The organism is Amycolatopsis sp. NPDC051372 (assembly GCF_040682095.1).
Lineage (GTDB): Bacteria > Actinomycetota > Actinomycetes > Mycobacteriales > Pseudonocardiaceae > Amycolatopsis.
Genome location: NZ_JBFBAF010000027.1, coordinates 71,509 through 90,887, shown reverse-complemented (window position 1 = coordinate 90,887; position 19,379 = coordinate 71,509). Strand labels below are relative to the sequence as shown.

General features: G+C 66.7%; 10 protein-coding genes and 1 pseudogene. 7 read left to right on the top strand and 4 right to left on the bottom strand.

Features of this window, described 5'->3' with window-relative positions; genetic code table 11:
- Positions 1 to 62: 62 nt before the first annotated feature.
- Genes AB0M56_RS34685 through AB0M56_RS34660 form a run of 6 tightly spaced genes read left to right on the top strand, consistent with a single transcriptional unit; the run spans position 63 to position 11,091 of the window.
- A complete protein-coding gene (locus AB0M56_RS34685; protein ID WP_364184125.1) occupies positions 63 to 2,045 on the top strand; it encodes a class I SAM-dependent DNA methyltransferase in 1,983 nt (660 codons plus the stop codon).
- Positions 2,042 to 3,310: a restriction endonuclease subunit S gene (locus tag AB0M56_RS34680; RefSeq protein ID WP_364184123.1), complete on the top strand. Its 1,269-nt coding sequence runs from the start codon at positions 2,042 to 2,044 to the stop codon at positions 3,308 to 3,310. Before AB0M56_RS34685 ends, AB0M56_RS34680 begins: the two co-directional genes overlap by 4 nt.
- Positions 3,311 to 3,339: 29 nt before the next feature.
- The gene (locus AB0M56_RS34675; RefSeq protein WP_364184120.1) at positions 3,340 to 5,568 is read left to right on the top strand and encodes an SNF2-related protein; all 2,229 of its coding nucleotides are present in this window, start codon (positions 3,340 to 3,342) and stop codon (positions 5,566 to 5,568) included.
- On the top strand, positions 5,565 to 6,479 hold the full coding sequence (locus tag AB0M56_RS34670) for a restriction endonuclease (protein WP_364184117.1): 915 nt from the start codon (positions 5,565 to 5,567) through the stop codon (positions 6,477 to 6,479). The genes AB0M56_RS34675 and AB0M56_RS34670 overlap by 4 nt, the downstream gene beginning before the upstream one ends.
- Before the next feature lie 20 nt (positions 6,480 to 6,499).
- On the top strand, positions 6,500 to 9,559 hold the full coding sequence (locus AB0M56_RS34665; RefSeq protein ID WP_364184114.1) for a DEAD/DEAH box helicase family protein: 3,060 nt from the start codon (positions 6,500 to 6,502) through the stop codon (positions 9,557 to 9,559).
- Positions 9,560 to 9,579: 20 nt separating this feature from the next.
- The gene (locus tag AB0M56_RS34660; RefSeq protein WP_364184112.1) at positions 9,580 to 11,091 is read left to right on the top strand and encodes a protein kinase; all 1,512 of its coding nucleotides are present in this window, start codon (positions 9,580 to 9,582) and stop codon (positions 11,089 to 11,091) included.
- 586 nt (positions 11,092 to 11,677) lie between these two features.
- Here AB0M56_RS34660 and AB0M56_RS34655 read toward each other — a convergent pair.
- The 4 genes and pseudogenes from AB0M56_RS34655 to AB0M56_RS34640 all read right to left on the bottom strand — a co-directional run bounded on the left by AB0M56_RS34655 (position 11,678) and on the right by AB0M56_RS34640 (position 17,846).
- Positions 11,678 to 12,463, bottom strand: coding sequence for an SDR family oxidoreductase (locus AB0M56_RS34655; protein WP_364184109.1), 786 nt, complete (start codon positions 12,461 to 12,463; stop codon positions 11,678 to 11,680).
- A 3-nt stretch (positions 12,464 to 12,466) separates the two neighbouring features.
- Positions 12,467 to 14,152: pseudogene (locus tag AB0M56_RS34650) on the bottom strand (hydantoinase B/oxoprolinase family protein).
- Positions 14,146 to 16,215 (bottom strand): hydantoinase/oxoprolinase family protein, encoded by a 2,070-nt coding sequence (locus tag AB0M56_RS34645; protein WP_364184273.1) that lies wholly within the window; start codon positions 16,213 to 16,215, stop codon positions 14,146 to 14,148. Before AB0M56_RS34645 ends, AB0M56_RS34650 begins: the two are co-directional and overlap by 7 nt.
- On the bottom strand, positions 16,215 to 17,846 hold the full coding sequence (locus tag AB0M56_RS34640; protein ID WP_364184106.1) for a thiamine pyrophosphate-binding protein: 1,632 nt from the start codon (positions 17,844 to 17,846) through the stop codon (positions 16,215 to 16,217). The genes AB0M56_RS34645 and AB0M56_RS34640 overlap by 1 nt, the downstream gene beginning before the upstream one ends.
- 162 nt (positions 17,847 to 18,008) lie before the next feature.
- Between AB0M56_RS34640 and AB0M56_RS34635 the strand changes: the two genes are divergently transcribed.
- A complete protein-coding gene (locus AB0M56_RS34635; RefSeq protein ID WP_364184103.1) occupies positions 18,009 to 19,379 on the top strand; it encodes a wax ester/triacylglycerol synthase family O-acyltransferase in 1,371 nt (456 codons plus the stop codon).

Here is a 19,379-nt window from a genome sequence, read left to right as displayed (position 1 = left end):
ATGCGCGACGACAGGTATACAGACATGTCCAGGACGACGAGCACCACCCCGAGGGGACGGAATTGAGCAGCAAACACACCGAGCTGGCCGGATTCATCTGGTCGGTGGCCGACTTGTTGCGCGGCGACTACAAGCAGTCCGAGTACGGGAAGGTGATCCTGCCGTTCACCGTCCTGCGCCGCTTGGACTGTGTGCTCGCGCCGACCCGCGAGGCTGTCCTGGCCGAGCAGGACAAGCGGAAGCAACAGGGCATCCAGAACATGGACGGCATGCTCAAGCGTGCCGCGGGTGGCCTGAGCTTCGTCAACACCAGCAAGCTCGACTTCGCAGCTTCCGTTCGCGACCAGGACAACGTCGCGAAGAACCTCCGCTCTTACATCCGCGGGTTCACCGCCAACGCGCAGGAGATCTTCGACTCCTACGAGTTCGACGTCCAGCTCACGCGTCTCGACAACGCAGGTCTCATCTACCAGGTCGCCAGCAAGTTCGCGGAGATCGACCTGAGCCCGGACGTGGTGGACAACCATCAGATGGGTTACCTGTTCGAGGAACTCATCCGGCGGTTCTCGGAAATCTCCAACGAGACGGCCGGCGAGCACTTCACCCCGCGCGAGGTCATCAAGCTGATGGTGAACCTGCTCCTCGCGCCGGACACCGGTGATCTCGTCACGCCCGGCGTGGTCAAGACGGTGCTCGACCCGGCTTGCGGTACCGGCGGCATGCTCACCGCGGCGGAGGAGTTCATCCTCGACCACAACCCGGACGCCACCGTGAAGGTCTACGGCCAGGAGCTCAACGCCGAGTCCTATGCGATTTGCCGCTCCGACATGATGATCAAGGGCGAGGACGCGGACAACATCAAGTTCGGCAACTCCTTCAGCCACGACAAGCACTACGGCCGGCGGTTCAACTACCTGCTCGCGAACCCGCCGTTCGGGGTGGAGTGGAAGAAGGTCAAGGACGACGTCGAGAAGGAAGCCGAGATCGGCTTCGCCGGCCGGTTCGGTGCCGGCCTGCCGCGGATCAACGACGGTTCGCTGCTGTTCCTGCAGCACATGATCCACCACATGAAGCGCCCGGATGAGGGCGGCAGCCGGATCGCGATCGTCTTCAACGGCAGTCCGTTGTTCACTGGTGCGGCTGGTTCCGGTGAGTCGGAGATCCGACGGTGGATCCTCGAGAACGATCTTCTCGAGGCGATCGTCGCGTTGCCGGATCAACTGTTCTACAACACCGGGATTTCGACGTACTTCTGGATTCTCAGCAACCGCAAGGACACGGCGCACAAGGGCAAGGTGATCCTGCTCGACGCCCGCGAGTACTGGTCCAAGATGCGGAAGTCGCTGAACAACAAGCGAAAGTTCATCTCCGACGACAAGATTGCCAAGTTGACTTCGTTGTACGGCGAGGCGCTTGCTGTGGCTGACGATTCGGCACATCCGTTGCATGAAAAGGTGAAGGTCTTCCCGACCACGGACTTCGGTTACCAGCGGATCACCGTCGAACGGCCGTTGAAGCTGCACTTCGAGGTGACCGAGGATGCGCTGGCGGAGCTCGAAGTGGCCAAGCCGCTCTCAAAGTACGAGGGTCGTGCTGGATTGCTCGCCGACTTGCGGACGTTGGCCGGCCAGCCGGTCGTGTGGCGGAAGCAGGATTTCACGAAGCTGCTGTCGGAGGCGCTTTCCGGTGGTCTTTCGGCGCTGCCGGCTCCGGTGAAGAAGGCCGTGTGGGCGGCGGTTTCGGTGTCGGACCCGGAGGGTGAGGTGCAGCTCGACAAGCATGGCTCGCCGTTGCCTGACCCGGATCTGCGGGACAACGAGAATGTGCCGTTGCTGGAAGATGTTCACAAGCATGTTGCGCGGGAAGTTCTTCCGCATGTGCCGGACGCGTGGATCGATGAGAGTAAGACGAAGATCGGCTACGAGATTCCGTTCACGCGGCATTTCTACGTGTATACGCCGCCACGGCCGCTTGCGGAGATTGATGCTGAGTTGAAGCAGCTGGAGTTCGAAATCCAGCGGCTTCTGAGCGAGGTGACGGAGTGAGCACGGGGCTCGACGGTGTCACGATACCGTCCGAATGGAGCTGGGTTCCTCTGAGCACCGTCACCACTGTCCTGCGTCGCGGCACCGCTCCTGAGTACGTGGACGAGGGGGCACTCAGAGTCGTTGGCCAGGCATCCAACCAGGATTCCGGGATTGACTGGGAGCGCGCTCGATTCCATGAATTCAAAGGAGACGCGCGGAAGCTAAAGGGGTACCTCGTTGAACGTGATGTGATTGTCAACTCAACGGGAACTGGCACACTCGGTCGGGTTGGGCATTTCTTGGGAGCTCCCGACTCGCTCCCGTGTATTGCTGACAGTCACGTAACCGTCGTCAGGCCGAATCCGGAAATATTAAATTCGCGCTACCTCTACTACTACCTCTCGTCTGCTCCGTATCAGCACTACATGATGTCTGCGCTGGTAACTGGGGCTACGAATCAGATCGAACTCAGCCCCGATCGTATGGGATCCTCATCGATCTCCCTGCCAGGACTGGAGGAGCAGCGGCGGATCGCCGACTTCCTTGATGTCGAAACGTCATACCTCGATGGCATTTCAAAAAAGCGCCTTCGTCAGCTGCAATTAGTGCGTTCGAGAACATATTCGGTAATGGAAGAGGAGTTAGGGCCCCTATTTGACAATGCTCCGAGTGTTAGATTGTCAAGTCTCTTTTGCGAGACTGATGTTCGCTTGGGAGCTGCATCGCCCCCCGTATTGCTTTCAGTCTCAATTCATTTCGGGGTAGCGCCTTACGATGAGATCAATGATCGGCCTCCTCGGGCGGATGGATTTGATTCCTACAAGGTGTGTCGGCGTGGTGACCTGATTCTTAACAGAATGCGAGCCTTTCAAGGGGCGGTAGGTATTTCTCGTCAGGGTGGAATAGTTAGTCCAGATTATGCCGTCCTACGGCCCCAAAAGGGAGTCGATCCCAAGTTCCTTCATTATCTTTTCAGGTCTCCGCGTGTAATTTCGGGAATGTCGTCGGTGATTCGAGGGATAGGCTCGGAAGAGCAGGGCAATGTGCGCACTCCCAGGGTGAACGTTTCGGATCTAAAATACATCTGCGTTCCCGATTTAAATCAAGACTGTCAATTTGCAATTGCCTCTAGATTGGAGCACTCCACAGAGGATCAGGACCGATTGGTTCATTCTATCTCACGTCAGGTCGAGTTACTTGCCGAACGGCGGCAGACGTTGGTCACCGCTGCTGTCACCGGCGAACTGGACGTAACAACCGCTCGATCCGGAGTCAGGGCGTAACACCATGGCCGCCGAGGGGGGGAATCGCGATGACCGACGGAGACCCGTCACCACCGCAACCAGGCGCACCACCCAGCCGGGCCAAACCGGCGGACCAGGCACGGCAGCTCATCGCGACGCTGACCGACCTGGTCCACCGCGGCGGGCAGCTGCTGCAGCTCCCGGGAGCACTACGGGCGAGCGCACGCCAGCAAACCGACATGCTCGCCAACGAGCAACTGGTCAACCTGCTGCGCAAGCGCCCGGTAGCCGACCTCCGTGACCTGATGGGCCGAGGCACCCGGCTGGGGAGCCTGGAGGCCGGCGGTTACCGAACCGTCGCGGACGTCCTCCGGGCGCACCCCGCGCAGTTGGAGCGTGTTCCCGGCGTCGGCAGTCACACCGTGCAAGAAGTCGTTGCCGCCGCCGGCAAACTTGCGGATCAACTCCTTAAGGAGTCCCGTGTCCGCCTGGACCCGGGGGACAAACCCGTCGGCCATACCCAACTTCTGGCTACGTTGGCCGCAGCGCGGCACGCGGACAGTGCGGCATCGGCATTGCGCGGTCCAATCGCGCAGCTTCAGCAACAGACGACGCCGCTGGTGGCGCAGGCCGAGCGCATCACCAGCGGATGGCGGATGACGTTTGCGGGGCGGCAGAAGAAGGAAGCGACCCGGGCAGCGCTCGCGCAGCTGCAGGCGATCATGGCCGATCCGGCCGTTGTCGCGCTGCGGCACACGGTCTACAGCGCGGAACAAGCCACCGAACCGCGCAACTACCAGCCCGAACAGCTTTGGCGAGACTACGAAATCGACGCCGCGGCGTTCAACGCGTTGCTGTCGACAGTGGGCGGCGCCGGACAGGTCGACGACCGCGAAGCGGCTGAAGGCTTCATCGGGCCGGAACTTCGCCAGAAGATCTCCGCTGAGCCGCTCGATACCACGCTGCTCAATACGACTCTCCGGGAGTACCAGGCGTTCGGCGCGAAGTACGCCATTCACCAGCAGCGTTCGATCCTGGGCGACGAGATGGGCCTCGGCAAGACGGTCGAGGCGCTGGCCGTGTTCGCGCACATGGTGGCCAAGGGGCAGCACCGCTTCATGGTGATCTGCCCCGCGAGCGTGCAGATCAACTGGATGAAGGAGATCGAGCGGCACACCGATCTGGCATCGCACCTGGTACACGGCCGCGATAGGGAGCTCAACGGCGGCGAATGGCTTCGTCGGGGCGGTGTAGCAGTCACGACGTTCGGCACGGTTAGCACGTTGGAATTCCTCGAAGGCGCCGACATCGCGATGCTGGTCGTCGATGAAGCCCACTACGTCAAGAACCCCGACGCAAAGCGTTCCCAAGCGATCGCGAAGGTGCTGAAGCGTGCTCAGCGCGCCTTGTTCCTCACCGGGACGCCGATGGAGAACCGAGTGGAGGAGTTTCGCAACCTGGTCGGTTACCTCCAGCCGGGGGTTGCGAGTCGGGTCAGCACAGCGGACGCCGTCGTCGGGGCCAAGGCGTTCCGCCGTGCGGTCTCGCCGGTCTACCTGCGGCGCAACCAGGAAGACGTGCTGACCGAGCTTCCGGACAAGATCGAGGTCGAGGACTGGGTGCAGCTCACCCGGCAGGACGAAGCCACCTACCGCGCCGCAGTGCAAGAGCGGAACCTCATGCACATGCGTCGCGCGGCCTTCGAATCTTCGGATTCGGCGAAGCTGGAGCGTATCCGGGAGATCGTCGAGGAGACTGTCGCGGACGGGCGCAAGGTGATTGTCTTCTCGTATTTCCTTGACGTTTTGGGCGCGATCCACCGCGCCCTGGGGACCTTGGCGATGGGGCCGTTGACCGGATCGGTGCCGGCTCCGGTGCGGCAGCAAATGGTCGAGGACCTCACTCGGCATGAAGGTGGCGCGGTGCTGCTGGCCCAGATCGAGGCTGGCGGGGTCGGGCTGAACGTCCAGGCTGCTTCCGTCGTGGTGATCGCCGAGCCGCAGTGGAAGCCCAGCATCGAGGAACAGGCCATCGCCCGCGCCTACCGGATGGGTCAGATCCATACCGTGCAGGTTCACCGGGTGCTGGCGAAAGGAAGTGTGGACGAAAGGATTCGCGAGATCCAGGAGAACAAGAGATTGCTGTTCGACGAGTTCGCGCGCAAAAGCGATGCGAAGGAGTCCGATGTCAGGTCGACCGACACCGGGCTGCATCGGCCGGCGGTGCTGGACGACGAGTCCGTGCCGACGGAACGACGTGTGGTATTAGCTGAACAACATCGTTTGAGGCTGCTGTGACGGTTCCGGAATTCCAGACGTTCATGGTGCCCGTGCTGACGATCCTGTCGGACGGGCAGGTCCGACACCGGCGAGAGGTCGAGGTGCCCGCCGCCGAGAAACTCGGGTTGAACGCCGAGGACTTCCGCGATGCCTTCCCGAGCGGCAAGACGCGGATCAACGACCGGGTCCAGTGGGCGATCACGCACCTCTGCCAGGCGGGCCTGCTCGCGCGGCCGAGTCGCGGGCACGTCAGCATCACCGCGCGCGGTCGCAAAACGCTCGCAGAACACTCCGATCGGATCGACAGGAAAGTGCTGTCGCGGTTCGCCGAGTACCGAGATTTCCTGAACCGGACGAAGGCCCCCTCCGGAATGGCGGCAAGCGGATCAGCCGCGGGAAGCCACGCGGAGACTCCGCGCGATGCGATCGCGGAAGCCGTGCGGGAAAGCAACGAAGCGCTTGCGGAGGAAGTGCTTCAGCGGGTGCTGGACCAATCGCCAGTGTTCCTGGAGCGGCTGGTTCTGCACCTGCTGACCGCGATGGGATACGGCGGTCGGGCCGGAGCGGTCGAGCACTGGGGCAAGAGCGGTGACGGCGGGATCGACGGCGTGGTGCGGCAGGATGTGCTCGGCCTGGATCGGGTCTACGTGCAGGCGAAGCGCTACGCGCCGGAGCGCGCGGTCGGCCGGCCCGACATCCAGGCGTTCGTCGGTGCTCTGCACGGTCGGCAAGCGGACCGCGGAGTGTTCATCACGACGAGCCGATTCAGCGCTGATGCTGGTGATTACGTGGAACGCATTCCGAACCGGATCGTCTTGATCGACGGTCGTCGACTGGCGGAATTGATGATTCTGCACAACGTCGGAGTGCAGGACGAGAGCACGTTCGTCCTCAAGCGCATCGACGAAGACTTCTTCGACGAGAACTGACTCAGGCGGAAGGGGAGACGATGAGTGTGCACAAAGAGGTCGCCTTCGAGGATGCGATCGAGCGATCGCTGATCGACGGAGGATGGCACCGCGGACAACCTGTCGACTACGACCGCGAGTTGGGCTTGGTACCGGTCGATCTGTGGACCTTCATCGGGCGCACCCAAGCCGACCAATGGGCGCGCCTGGTCGAATTCGACGGCGGACCCGATGAAGCGCAGGTGCGCTTCAAGACGCACCTGGCGCGAGAGATCGACGCGCGGGGTGCACTCGACGTGCTGCGGCACGGGGTCAAAGACCGCGGCGTCCTGATCCGGCTGGCGTATTTCCGCCCGGCGCACACACTTGCCGACGACGCGTTGGCTGAGTACAACGGAAACATCCTCACGGTGATCCGCCAACTGCACTACTCGGTCACCACTCCGGAAAAGTCGCTCGATCTGGCGTTGTTCGTGAACGGAATCCCGGTCGCTACGGCGGAATTGAAGAATCCGCTGACCGGACAGACCGTCGACGACGCCAAAAACCAGTATCGCCGCGACCGAGACCCGAAGGAACTGCTGTTTGCGCGTCGCGCTCTCGTGCACTTCGCCGTCGACCCCGATCTGGTTTTCGTCACGACGAAGCTCACCGGCGAGAAGACCCGGTTTCTGCCGTTCAACACCGGCTCCGAAGGGGCTGGGGAGACCGGCGGCGCCGGGAACCGGCCGGCGAAACCGGGCGGCTACCGCACCTCCTACCTGTGGGAGCAGGTCTGGGAGCGGGAGGCGTGGCTCGACATCATCCGGAGGTTCATGCATGTCGAGAAGCCCAAGAAGGCGTCGAACGGGGTCGGCCGGAAGAACCCGAACGATCTGCCGATGATCTTTCCGCGGTTCCATCAATGGCACGCGGTGCGAAGCCTGACCGACCACGTGGCGAAGCACGGGTCCGGGCACAACTACCTCGTCCAGCATTCCGCCGGTTCGGGGAAATCGAACACGATCGCCTGGCTCGCACACCGGCTTTCGAACCTGCACAGCGATGCCAACGAACCGGTCTTCGACAAGGTCATCGTGATCACGGACCGATCGGTGCTGGACCGGCAGTTGCAGGACACGATCTACCAGTTCGAACATCGTTCGGGCGTCGTCACCAAGATCAGCGACAAATCGGAAGGATCGAAGTCCCAGCAGGTTTCCGATGCGCTCGCGGGCGAGACGACGAAGATTCTCATCGTCACGCTCCAGACTTTCCCGCACGTACTCGAGAAAGTAAGCGGCCTGCGCGGCAAGAAGTTCGCCATCGTCGTCGACGAGGCCCACTCGTCGCAGTCCGGCGAGTCGTCGACCGCCCTGAAGAAGGTTCTCCTCAGGCTCGGCAGCGACGATGTCGACGAGGACGGCGACCCGTTGACCGCGTCCGCGCTCGCCCGCGGCCGTCACGAGACGCTGTCGTACTTCGCGTTCACCGCAACGCCGAAACCGAAAACGCTCGAACTGTTCGGAACCCTGAATCCCGTGACCGAGAAGCACGAGGCCTTCCACGTGTACTCGATGCGGCAGGCGATCGACGAAGGGTTCATCCTCGACGTCCTGCGGAACTACTTGACCTACAAGACCTACTGGCGGCTGGCGAACGCCAATCCGGACGATCGCGAAGTCGACGAGCGCAAGGCCAGCGGCCAGCTCGCCCGGTTCGCGGTGCTCAGCCCGGCCAGCCTCGAACAACGCGCCGAGATCATCGTCGAGCACTTCCACCACATGGTCGCGCCGCGGCTCGAAGGCCGGGCCAAGGCGATGGTCGTGACCCGCTCCCGCGAGCACGCCGTGAAGCTGTTCCGCAAGATCGAGGCGTACATCGACGTCCGCGGCTACACCGACTGCGGTGCACTCGTCGCGTTCTCCGGCGAACTCGAGGTCGACAAGAACCCGGAGGACAAGGTCACCGAACCGGGCATCAACGGCTTCAGCGAGGCTGCGCTGCCCGAGAAGTTCGGCTACACCCGGGCCGACGATCCGCACGCGGCCGTGAACCCCAAGCCGGAGTACCGGATCCTCGTCGTCGCCGACAAGTACCAGACCGGATTCGACCAGCCGCTACTCACCACGATGTACGTGGACAAGAAGCTGCAAGGCGTGGCCGCGGTGCAGACGCTGTCGCGCCTCAACCGCACCCATCCGTTGAAGAGTCAGGACGACCTGTTCGTTCTCGACCTCGCGAACGAGGCCGAGGACATCAGAAAGGAGTTCAAGCCGTTCTTCGAAAGCACCATCGCCGCGCCCACCGACCCGAACCTGCTGTACGCGGCGCAGCGAGCGGTCATGGACTTCGCCTTGCTCGTCGAGTCCGAAATGGATGCTTTCGCGGTTGCCTATCTCCGGGCGGAGCAAGTTGCCAAGACAGATGCGCAATGGCAGCGCGCCCACGCCGACCTCTATCGCTTCACAGACCCGGCCCGGGACCGGTTCGTCCAGCTCAACGCCGATGACCCGGAAACCGCGGAGGAATTCCGCTCCGCGCTTCGTGATTACGTCCGCAAGTACGGGTTCCTGTCTCAGGTCGTGCCTTACACCGACGCGGAACTCGAACGGCTCTACGTCTACGGCCGGCATCTGCTGAACCGGTTGCCTCGCCGGGAAGACCCGGGAGTCGACCTCGGCCAGGTCGACCTGACCCATCTCCGGATCACCAAAACCGGCGATTACGACGTCAGCCTGGAGCCGGAGGGCGCCCAGGTGCTGCCCGGTTTCAGCAGCAGCGGCGGCAGCTCGGCGGACGAGCCCGACCGGGTGTCCCTGTCCGAGCTGATCGCCGGCCTCAACGAGAAGTTCGGAGTCAACCTCGGGGACGACGACCTGGTCGGCGGTTCCGCGCGCGACGCGATGGCGGACCCCAAGGTGAAGGCCGCGGCCTTCGCCAACAACGAGGAGGACTTCGGGCACGTCTTCGACAACGTTTTCGAAGACAAGCTCATCGAACGCATCGAGAACGACACCAAGGTGCTGCAGAAGTTCACCGACGACGAGGTCTTCAAAAATGACATGACGAAGATCGCCCGCCGGTATGCTTACGAGGCACTCCGGCGAGAGGTCGCGTAGCCGGTCGGCGAGGGGATGTCGTGAGCCAGCAACCGCGGATCATTGCAGAGCGCTACGAACTGACGATGCCGATCGGGCGCGGCGGAATGGGCGAAGTCTGGGCCGCCTATGACACCCGCCTCGACCGGACCGTCGCGCTGAAAATCCTTCGCCCGGAGATCTCCGCGGACGGCACCTCTGGGCGGGCGTTGATCGCACGGTTTCGCCGGGAAGCGCGGCTCACGGCGCGCCTCGAGCACCCGGGAGTGCCCGCGGTGTTCGACGTCGGTGCGCACGAGGGACAGCTTTTCCTCGTCATGCAGCTGGTGAACGGGCTCGATCTGGCTGATTTCATTGCCACCAAGGGGCCTTGCCCGGTCGAATGGTCGGCGGCGATCGGTGCGCAGATCGCCGCGGTGCTGTCGGCCGCGCACGCTGTTTCCCTCGTGCACCGGGACCTCAAGCCGCGCAACATCATGGTGGCAAACGGCGGGACCGTCGTCGTGCTCGATTTCGGTGTCGCCGCGTTGCTCGACCCGGACATCACCCGGGTCACGATGGTGGGCGAGGCAGTCGGCAGTCCGGCGTACTTGGCGCCTGAGCAGCTGACCTCTGCGAACATCAGCCCGCGGAGTGATCTCTACTCCCTCGGCTGTGTGTTGCACGAACTGATCTCCGGCGAGCCGGTCTTCAACGCGAACACGCCCGCTGCGCTGATGTACGCCCATCTGCAGGAGACCCCGCGTCCGCTCCGGGATTGCCGGCCGGACGTGCCGGAACCGCTCGAACGGCTCGTCCTCGACCTGCTGGCGAAGGACCCGGAGAACCGCCCGGAGAGTGCCGTTGACGTCTACACCGCGCTGCTGCCGTTCGTTCCCCGGCCGGCCGAGGGCTTGGATCCTGCGGAGCAGCCGGACCCCGTCGACCCGACCCGGCCCTATCGGTTTCCGCTGGCTCCCCGTCCGACGGCGCGAAGGACCTCGGTCGCCGTGCCCCAGCCGGCTGCCGAGCAGAACGCCGCGGAGATCCGGGAACGCGCAGCTGAGCTGGCCGAGGCGGGCCGGCTGACGCAGGCGGCAGGCCTGCTCGGCGGCTACCTTCGCGACAACCCGGATGACCGAGGCGTTCGGTTCCAGTACGCCAACACGCTGTTCTTGGGCGGCGACTACCGAACCGCGCTGCCCGTCTACGACCGTCTGGCGGAGGATTTCACGCGCAGCGCGGGCGGCCCGACCGACGGTGCCGTGTACTGCCGGTTCCAAGCCGCGAATTGCCTTGCGGAACTGGGCGAGTTGACCGAGGCGCTGCGCGGGCTGCGAAGTGTCGTCACCACAGAAGAAACCCGCGGTGCCGGCGACAGCGCGCTGGCACGGGATACCCGGAAACAGGTGGCCGGCCTTCTTGCTGCGACTGGCGATTACCGAGGAGCTTTGCTCGAGCTCGAAGCTCTGGTCGAACGAGTGGAAGATCAGTTCGGCCCCAGTCACGACGAGGCCGCAGACCTGAGGAACCGGGTTGCCATGCTGCGCCGCGCGAGCGGAGGCGGGTCCTGATTCGACGGCAGGCGGCGATTCTGGTCAGTCCCGTCTCGGCGAGTTTCACGATCTCGCTGGCGCGCGGGCGGGTGCCCGGCTCGTCTTCGGCGGCGATCGCTTCGACGAGCCGCCGGTGGAGCCGGGCGTGTTCGGCAGGCATGCCGCTGATGTTTCGGTGAAGGCGGCGCCGGGCACTTCGCACACCTCGGCAAGCAGCTCGCCGGTCTCCGGCACCTGCGACAGTCGCCCGTAACAGCCCAGGCCAGCCGCCGAGGCTCCCCGCCAGCGCTAACCTCGTCCTTGTTGACTATGTCGACCACCGTAGGTCAACAAACAAGGTCCGCCAAGCGTGCCTTGACAACGGCTCGCCTGCCGCAAGGAGGCTTCGGATCGGGGTGCCGGGAGGGGGCTGGGTGCAGGTGTCGTCGCGTGGGTGGGCGGCGGTTGTGGGGGTGGGCCCGGCATGGGTGGGGTGCCGATTTGGGTAGGCGGGTGGCTGTTGGGGTGGTGGCCCAAGGGCCCCGAGGTCGTGTTCGGTGCGTTCAGCGCACCCGATGTGGCGTTCGGTGTGTTGGGCGCAACCAAGCCGCGTCGGGGCACTCGGTCAGCGGACGCCGAGGTCGAAGTCCAGGCTGTAGCGGTTCGAGGGCATCGCGCCGGCGGACTTCGCGCCGTCGATGGGGAGGACGGCGCCGTTGATGAAGCGGGATTCGTCGGTGGCCAGAAAGAGGATGGCCTTGGCGACTTCTGTGGCCTCGCCGACGCGGGCCGCGGGGGTGCTGGCCACGAGCTGGTGCTGTTTGGTCTCGAAGTCGTCCGGGGAGGCCAGCGTCGAGCGGAGCATGTCGGTGTCGATGGCGCCCGGGTTGACGGTGTTGGCGCGGATGCCCTGGTGGGCGTGGGCGACGGCGAGGGACTTCGTGAGGCCGACCAAGGCGTGCTTCGTGGCGTTGTAGACCGGGTCGCTCGGACGGCCCATCACGCCGCCGTTGGACGAGGTCGTGATGATGCTGCCGGAGCGCTGCGCGAGCATGTGGGGCAGCACGGCGCGGGTGCCGAGGAAGGCGGCGCGGACGTTGAGCGCGAAGATGGTGTCGAAGTCCTCGAGAGTGGTCTCCGTGAGGGGTTTGGCGAGGTGGACGCCGACGTTGTTCACCAGCACGTCGATGCGGCCCGCGTCCTCGATGACGCTCGCGACGAAGTCGCCGACCGCGGTCTCGTCGGTGGCGTCCACGAGTGAGTGGCGGTAGCCGTCCAGGTGGGCGGCCGGCTCGCGGATGTCGCTCGCGAAAACCACGGCACCCTCGGCCAGGAACTCCTTGACCGTGGCGAGGCCGATGCCCCGCGCGCCCCCGAAGATCACCGCGACCTTGCCGGCCAACCGAGCCATCGTTCAGTCCCTCCCTCGAAGTTCGGCCACCTCGTAGTCCTCCGGCAGCCTGACCAGCGCGTCCGGCGCGCCGGTGTACCGCACCACCACGCCGTAGACGGACTCCGCCGCCTCCGCGGAAACGTACCGCGCCACCACGTCGGCGAGCACGTCTGCCACGGCGCGCCGCCGCGGGTCGCCGTAGCCGCCGCCACCGGGGAGGACGACGTCGACCTCGGCGTCCGGAGCCAAAGCGACACGGCTCTTGACCGGCAAATCAGCTCCGGAAACCAGCCCGAACCGGCCGAGGGCGCCCGGAGAACCACCGTCCACACCGGACGCGGCGGCCCGCACCCGGTCGACATTCCCGTTGACACTCCAGGGAAAATCGCCCAGCAGACCCATCGTCGTCCGCTGCCCCAGCCCACCGCGGAACTGACCGGCGCCACCCGAGTCCACCAGCAGCTCCCGCACGCCCTGCACCAGCGGCGCACTCGTCTCGATCACCTCGGTGGGCGTCGAGCGCAGGCCACTGGGAAAACCCGTGGTCGAGAGGCCGTCGCGGGACACGCGCGCGCCCATGCCGCCGGTCTGGAACACCGTGGACATGAACCCCTCGCCGCGCCAGATCGTCATCCACAGGGCGTCGGCGCTGGGCGCGACCGGGCAGCCCGGCAGCGCCCCGATCAGCAACGACGGCAGGAAGTGCCCGATCAGGTGCCGCGACGCGACGGGCGCCGGGGCCACGCAGTTGAGCACCGAACCTTCCGGCGCGGTCACGTACACAGGCCGGAACGAGCCCGCATTGTGCGGCACCTCCGGCGAGATCGCGGCTTTCACCGCGAACGACGCGTACGCCCTCGTGTAGTTCAGCACCACGTTGATCCCGCGCCGGCTCTGCGGCGACGAACCCGCGAAGTCCACGTGGATCTCGTCGCCCGCCACGGTCACCGCGACGCGCAGCACGACCGGTTCGTCGTCGAAGCCGTCGGTCGCCAGCTCGTTGCGGTACACGCCGTCCGGCAACGCGGTGATCGCCTCGCGCAGGGCGCGTTCGGAGCGGTTCATGATCTCCGCGGCGACGTCGTCAAGCGACGCCAGCCCGAACTCCTCCAGCAGCCGTACCAGGCTCGCGGCGCCGACGTCGTTGCCCGCGACCTGCGCATACAGGTCGCCGATGGTCTCCTCGGGCGTGCGGACGTTGGCGCGGATCAGCCGTTCCAGGTCGGCGTTCACCTCGCCGGCGCGCAGGAACTTCAGGATCGGCAGCCGCAGGCCCTCCTCGAAGACTTCCGTGGCGTCCGCGGACACGAGCCGACCGCCGATGTCCGGCGCGTGGCAGCACGACGCGAACCACGCGACCAGCCGACCACCCGCGAACACGGGCGTGGCGACGGTGATGTCGTTGATCTGCCCGGCCGTCTGCCACGGGTCGTTGGTGACCAGCACGTCACCGGGCTCCAGCGTCTGCGGCGGGTACTCGGCGACGAAGTGGCGCAGGCCGGTGGCCATCGCGTTGATGTGGCCGGGCGTGCCCCCGGTCGACTGGCCGATCATCTCGCCGCGCGAATCGAACACGGCGCACGCGAGGTCGAGCGATTCGCGCACGACCGCGGAGAATGCGGTGTTGACCAGCGCGTTCTGCTACTCGGCCAGGATCGAGTGCAGCCGGTTGCCGATCAGGCCCACGAGGATCGGGTCGGTCACCAGCTCACCTCCAGGCTTGCGTCGCCGCGCACCACGCAGCGCGCACCAGGCGGGACGACCACCGTCGACTCGCGTTCCTGCACGATCGCGGGGCCGGCGACCTGCGCGCCCGGCCGCAGCGGGTACCGGTCGACCACCGCCGTGTCGACAAATCCACCCGCGAAGTAGACCGGGCGGCTGCCGCCGAAGGCGTCTCCGGACGCGGAGTCCTTGAGCCGCAACGAAACCTCGGGCACCGGTGCCGACGAGACCACCCGCCAGTTCAGCACCTCGACCGCCACGGGCGGCCCGCTCCGCCGGTACAACGACCGATAGACGTCCGTGAAATCCGCGACCAGCGCGTCCGGCCAAGAATCGGCCGAAGCCCGCACCGGCACCCGGATCTCGTACCCCTGACCGGCGTATCGCATCTCGGCGACGCGCGCGTGCGTCACGTCCGTACCGTCCACACCGGACTCCCACAGCAGCGCCGCGCCCTCGGCCTCCATCTCGGCGAACCGCGCGTCGACGTCCTCCCACGACAGGTCCAACACGGCGGCCCGCGCCGAGCGCACGAAGTCGAACGCCAGCGGCGCCGTCAGAAACCCCAGCGCGCTCAGCACACCCGCGGCCGGCGGCGCGACCACCGTCGGCGCCCCGAGTGCCCGGGCGACACCGGCGCCGTGCACCGGACCCGCGCCGCCGAACGTGTACATCGGCAGCTTCGCCGGATCCTTACCGCGCTCCACGGCGTGCACGCGCGCGGCGTTGGCCATGTCCTCGTTCACGCTCGTGTGGATGCCCCACGCCGCTTCCTCGACGCTCACGCCGAGCGGCTCGGCGATCTTCGTCCGCACAGCCTCGCGGGCGGCCTCGACGTCGAGCGCCATCCCGCCGCCCAGGAAATACGCGGGATCGAGGTAACCCAGCAACAGGTCGGCGTCGGTGACCGTCGGCTCGGTCCCACCGCGGCCGTAACACACAGGGCCTGGCTCCGACCCCGCCGAATCCGGGCCGACGGTCAGCAAACCCAGCGCGTTCACGCGCGCGATCGAGCCGCCGCCGACGCCGATCTCGATCATGTCGGTCACCGGCACCTTCACCGGCAGCCCCGAGCCGGGCAGCAGCCGGTACTCACGGCCGACCTCGAACTCGTGGGTCACGAGCGGCGCGCCGTCGGCGACCAGGCACAGTTTCGCCGTCGTGCCGCCCATGTCGAACGCCAGCAGGTCGCGTTCCCCGGCCCCGACGCCGAACGCCGAAGCGGCGAGCGCCCCGCCCGCCGGGCCGGATTCGAGGATGCGGATCGGGTACCGGCCCGCGGTCTCGACGGTCGCGATCCCGCCGTGGGACAGCATGATGTGCGGCGCGGGCCGCACCCCCAGCTCGTGCAGCCGGCGCGCCAGATCCGCCAGGTACCGCTCGGCGAGGTCCTGCACGTAGACGTTGGCGACCGTGGTCGACGTCCGCTCGAACTCGCGGATCTCTGGCACCACTTCGGACGACAGCGCCACCCGCAGCCGCGGCGCCACGCGTGCGAGCACCTCGGCCGCGCGCCGCTCGTGGGTAGGATTGGTGAAGGAATGCAGGAAACACACGGCGACGGCGTCGATGCCCCGCGCGTCGAGCTCTCGGCCCAGCCGCGCGACGTACTCCTCGTCCAGTCCTGTGTGGACGGTCCCGTCGGCCAGGATCCGCTCCGGCACGTCGAAGCGCAGGTACCGGGGCACCAGCGGTTCGGGCAGTTCGAGGCGCAGGTCGTAGAGCTCGTAACGGTGCTCGCGGCGCATCTCGAGCACGTCGCGGAACCCCGCCGTGGCGAGCAACGCCGTACGCGCGCCCTTGCGTTCGATCAGCGCGTTCGTGACCAGCGTGGTGCCGTGCACGAGCTGCTCGACGTCGCCGAAGTCCAGCCCGGCGCGCGCGAACACCCCGGCCAGGCCCTCGGCGACCGCGAGAGCGGGCTCGCGGTGGGTGGTGAGCACCTTCCCGACCGCGACGACCCCGGATTCGCCGAGCACGCACAGGTCCGTGAACGTGCCGCCGATGTCGATCCCGACCCGCAAGCCGACCCGCAGGCCCGCCATCAGCGCGGCTTCCGCGGCCACCGCGGCGAGGTGTTCACCGGAGGCTTCAGCTTCGCCCGCACCACCAGCACGTTGGGCTCGTCCGACTCGATGAACTCGCTCAGCAGCCGCCGGAACGCCCGCCCGAACCCGGACACGCGGTCGGCGTGCACCCCGAACGATCGCGCCAGGCCGACGAAATCCGGGCTGTCCCAGTCGACGCCGCGGTGCGGCAGGCCTTCCTGGTCCTGGTCGTAGCGCAGCATGCCGTAACCGCCGTCGTCGACGACCACGACCGTCACCGGCAGCTGCTCCTCCGCGAGCGTCGCGAGATCGCCCACCGCGTAGAGGAAACCGCCGTCGCCGGTCACGCACACGACGCGCCCGGTTCCGGTGGCGGCGGCGCCGAGCGACGCGGGGAAGCCGTAGCCGAGCGTGCCCCAGCCCATCGGGTAGGCGAGCCGGCGCGGCGCGCGCACGCGGTGGAAACCCCCGACCCAGTACCCGGCCACGCACATGTCGGTGACCAGCATGGCAGGTTCGGGGAGTACTTCCTCCAAAGTGGACAGGAAGTCGGCCGCCTGCGGCTCCTCGGTGCGGATGCGCTGGCGCACGCGTCGGCCGATGGACGCCAGCCGCACGGTCAGCTCGTCGAGGCCGGGTCGGCTGGCCGGCCGCAGCGACTCGACGACGCGGCGGGCGTCACCCACCAACGTGATGTCCGGTTTGTAGTTCTTCCCCGCGTCGAAGGCGTCCACGTTCACCGCGATGAGCTTGGGCGGCACGGGCATCAGCCAGTTCTGCGTCATCAGGCCGTCGAAGTCAGTACCGATCGCGAGCACCACATCGGCCTCGTCCCACAGCTCGCCGACCTCCGGGGCGTGCACCGGATTCGGGGCCAGGCAAGGGTGATCGAGCGGAAGCAGCCCGCGCGCGGCGAACGTGGTGATCACCGGAGCGGCCAGGCGTTCGGCGAGTTTGCCGATGGCCTCGCCCGCCTCCGAACGCAAGGCGCCGCCGCCGGCCCAGATCAACGGACGCCGGGCGCCGGAGAGGAGCTCGGCGGCGCGGGCCAGGTCCGGCAGGTCGAGCACCCGCTCGGCCAGCGGCTTCGGCGGTCCGCTCGGCTCCGAGGTCTCACGCAGGTAGTCCGTCGGGATGCCGAGGTACACCGGGCCGGTCTGCGGCATCAGCGCGAGCCGCGACGCGCGGTGCACGGTGGTGCCGATCTGGTCGGCGCGGTGCACGGTGAACCCGGCCTTGGTCACGGGTGCGAACATCGCCTGCTGGTCGGACGTTTCGTGGAGTACGCCGCGCACCACGCCGGGGCGCTTGAGCGTGGAGGGGATGTCGGTCGCGACCACGAGCACCGGCGCGGCCGATGCCATCGCCTCGCCCACGGCGCCGAGCGTGTTGGCCGCACCGGGCCCGGTCGTCACGAGCGCGACGCCGAGTTTCCCCGTGGCGCGGGCATAACCGTCGGCCGCGAATCCGGCGGTCTGTTCGTGCCGGACACCGACGATCCGGATTCCCGCTTCCGCCAACGCCTCCCACAGCGGCAGGTTGTGCACTCCCGGGAGCCCGAACACGACTTCGGTCCCGAGTGCCTTCAGCGCGTCGCCCAGATGCTGAGCACCAGTCCGTCCTGCCACGGCTGCCACTGTATCCACCGCGCGGAAAGCACCGCACGGTCGTCACCGGACACCGTTTGCCACCAGCAATTATGTGGTATTGGGCAGACAACGGCGCATCGTGCGTAGACTCGGGCTCCGGGGAGCGCCGATGCCCCCGGCGTGGCGGAAGGTGGTCGGAAAATGCCGTTGATGCCCGTGACCGACTCGATGTTCCTGATGGTCGAGACCCGCGAACACCCCATGCACGTCGGCGGCCTGCAGCTGTTCCGCAAACCGGAGAACGCGGGCGAGAACTACCTCAGCGACCTTCGCCAGAAGATGCTCGCCACCGACAACATGCGCAGCGTCTTCCGGCGCCGCCCCAGCCGGCCCGTGAACACCGCCGGGTACGTGCGCTGGGCCGCCGACGCGGAGCTCGAGCTCGACTACCACTTCCGCCACTCCGCGCTGCCGCAGCCGGGCCGCATCCGCGAGCTGCTGGAGGTCACCTCCCGCTGGCACAGCACGCTGCTCGACCGGCACCGGCCGTTGTGGGAGATCCACCTCATCGAGGGCCTGCAGGACGGCCGGTTCGCGATGTACTCCAAGATCCACCACTCGCTGATGGACGGCGTCTCCGCGCTGCGCCACCTGCAAGGCACGCTGTCCGACGACCCGAACGACCTCGACTGCCCGCCGCCGTGGGGCAGCCGGCAGAACGGGACCAACGGCAACGGCCACGCGCAACCGTCGCTGTTCAGCCTCGCGGGCAAGACCTTCGACCAGGTCGCGGGCATCGCGCCGGCCGCGGCGAAGGTGGCGCGTGAGGCGTTCCGCGAGCACACGCTCACGCTGCCGATGCAGGCGCCGAAGACGATGCTGAACGTGCCGATCGGCGGCGCCCGCCGGTTCGCCGCGCAGTCGTGGTCGCTCGACCGCGTGCGCGCGGTGGCGACCGCCGCCGGCGTCTCCCGTAACGACGTGGTTCTGGCCATGTGCTCCGGCGCGATGCGCGACTACCTCATAGAGCAGAGCGCCCTGCCGGACGCGCCGCTGATCGCGATGGTGCCCGTGTCGCTGCGCCGCAAGGCCGACGCCGGCGAGGCCAGCGGCAACAACATCGGCGCGCTCCTGTGCAACCTCGGCACCGACCTGTCCGACCCGGCGCTGCGGCTGTCGGCGATCCACACGTCGATGACCAACGGCAAGAAGCTCTTCTCGGAGCTCACGCCGTTGCAGACGCTGCTGCTCTCGGGCGTCAACGTGGCGCAGCTGGGCGCGTCGCCGATCCCGGGCGTCGTGAACAACACGCGGCCGCCGTTCAACCTGGTGATCTCCAACGTCCCGGGCCCGCGCAAGCAGATGTACTGGAACGGGGCCGCGCTCGACGGCATCTACCCCGCGTCGGTGCTGCTCGACGGCCAGGCGCTGAACATCACGCTGACCAGCAACGGCGACAACCTCGACTTCGGCATCACCGGGTGCCGGCGCAGCGTGCCGCACCTGCAGCGGATCCTCACCCACCTGGACACGGCGCTGGCGGAGCTGGAAGGGGCGACGGGGGCCAAGTAG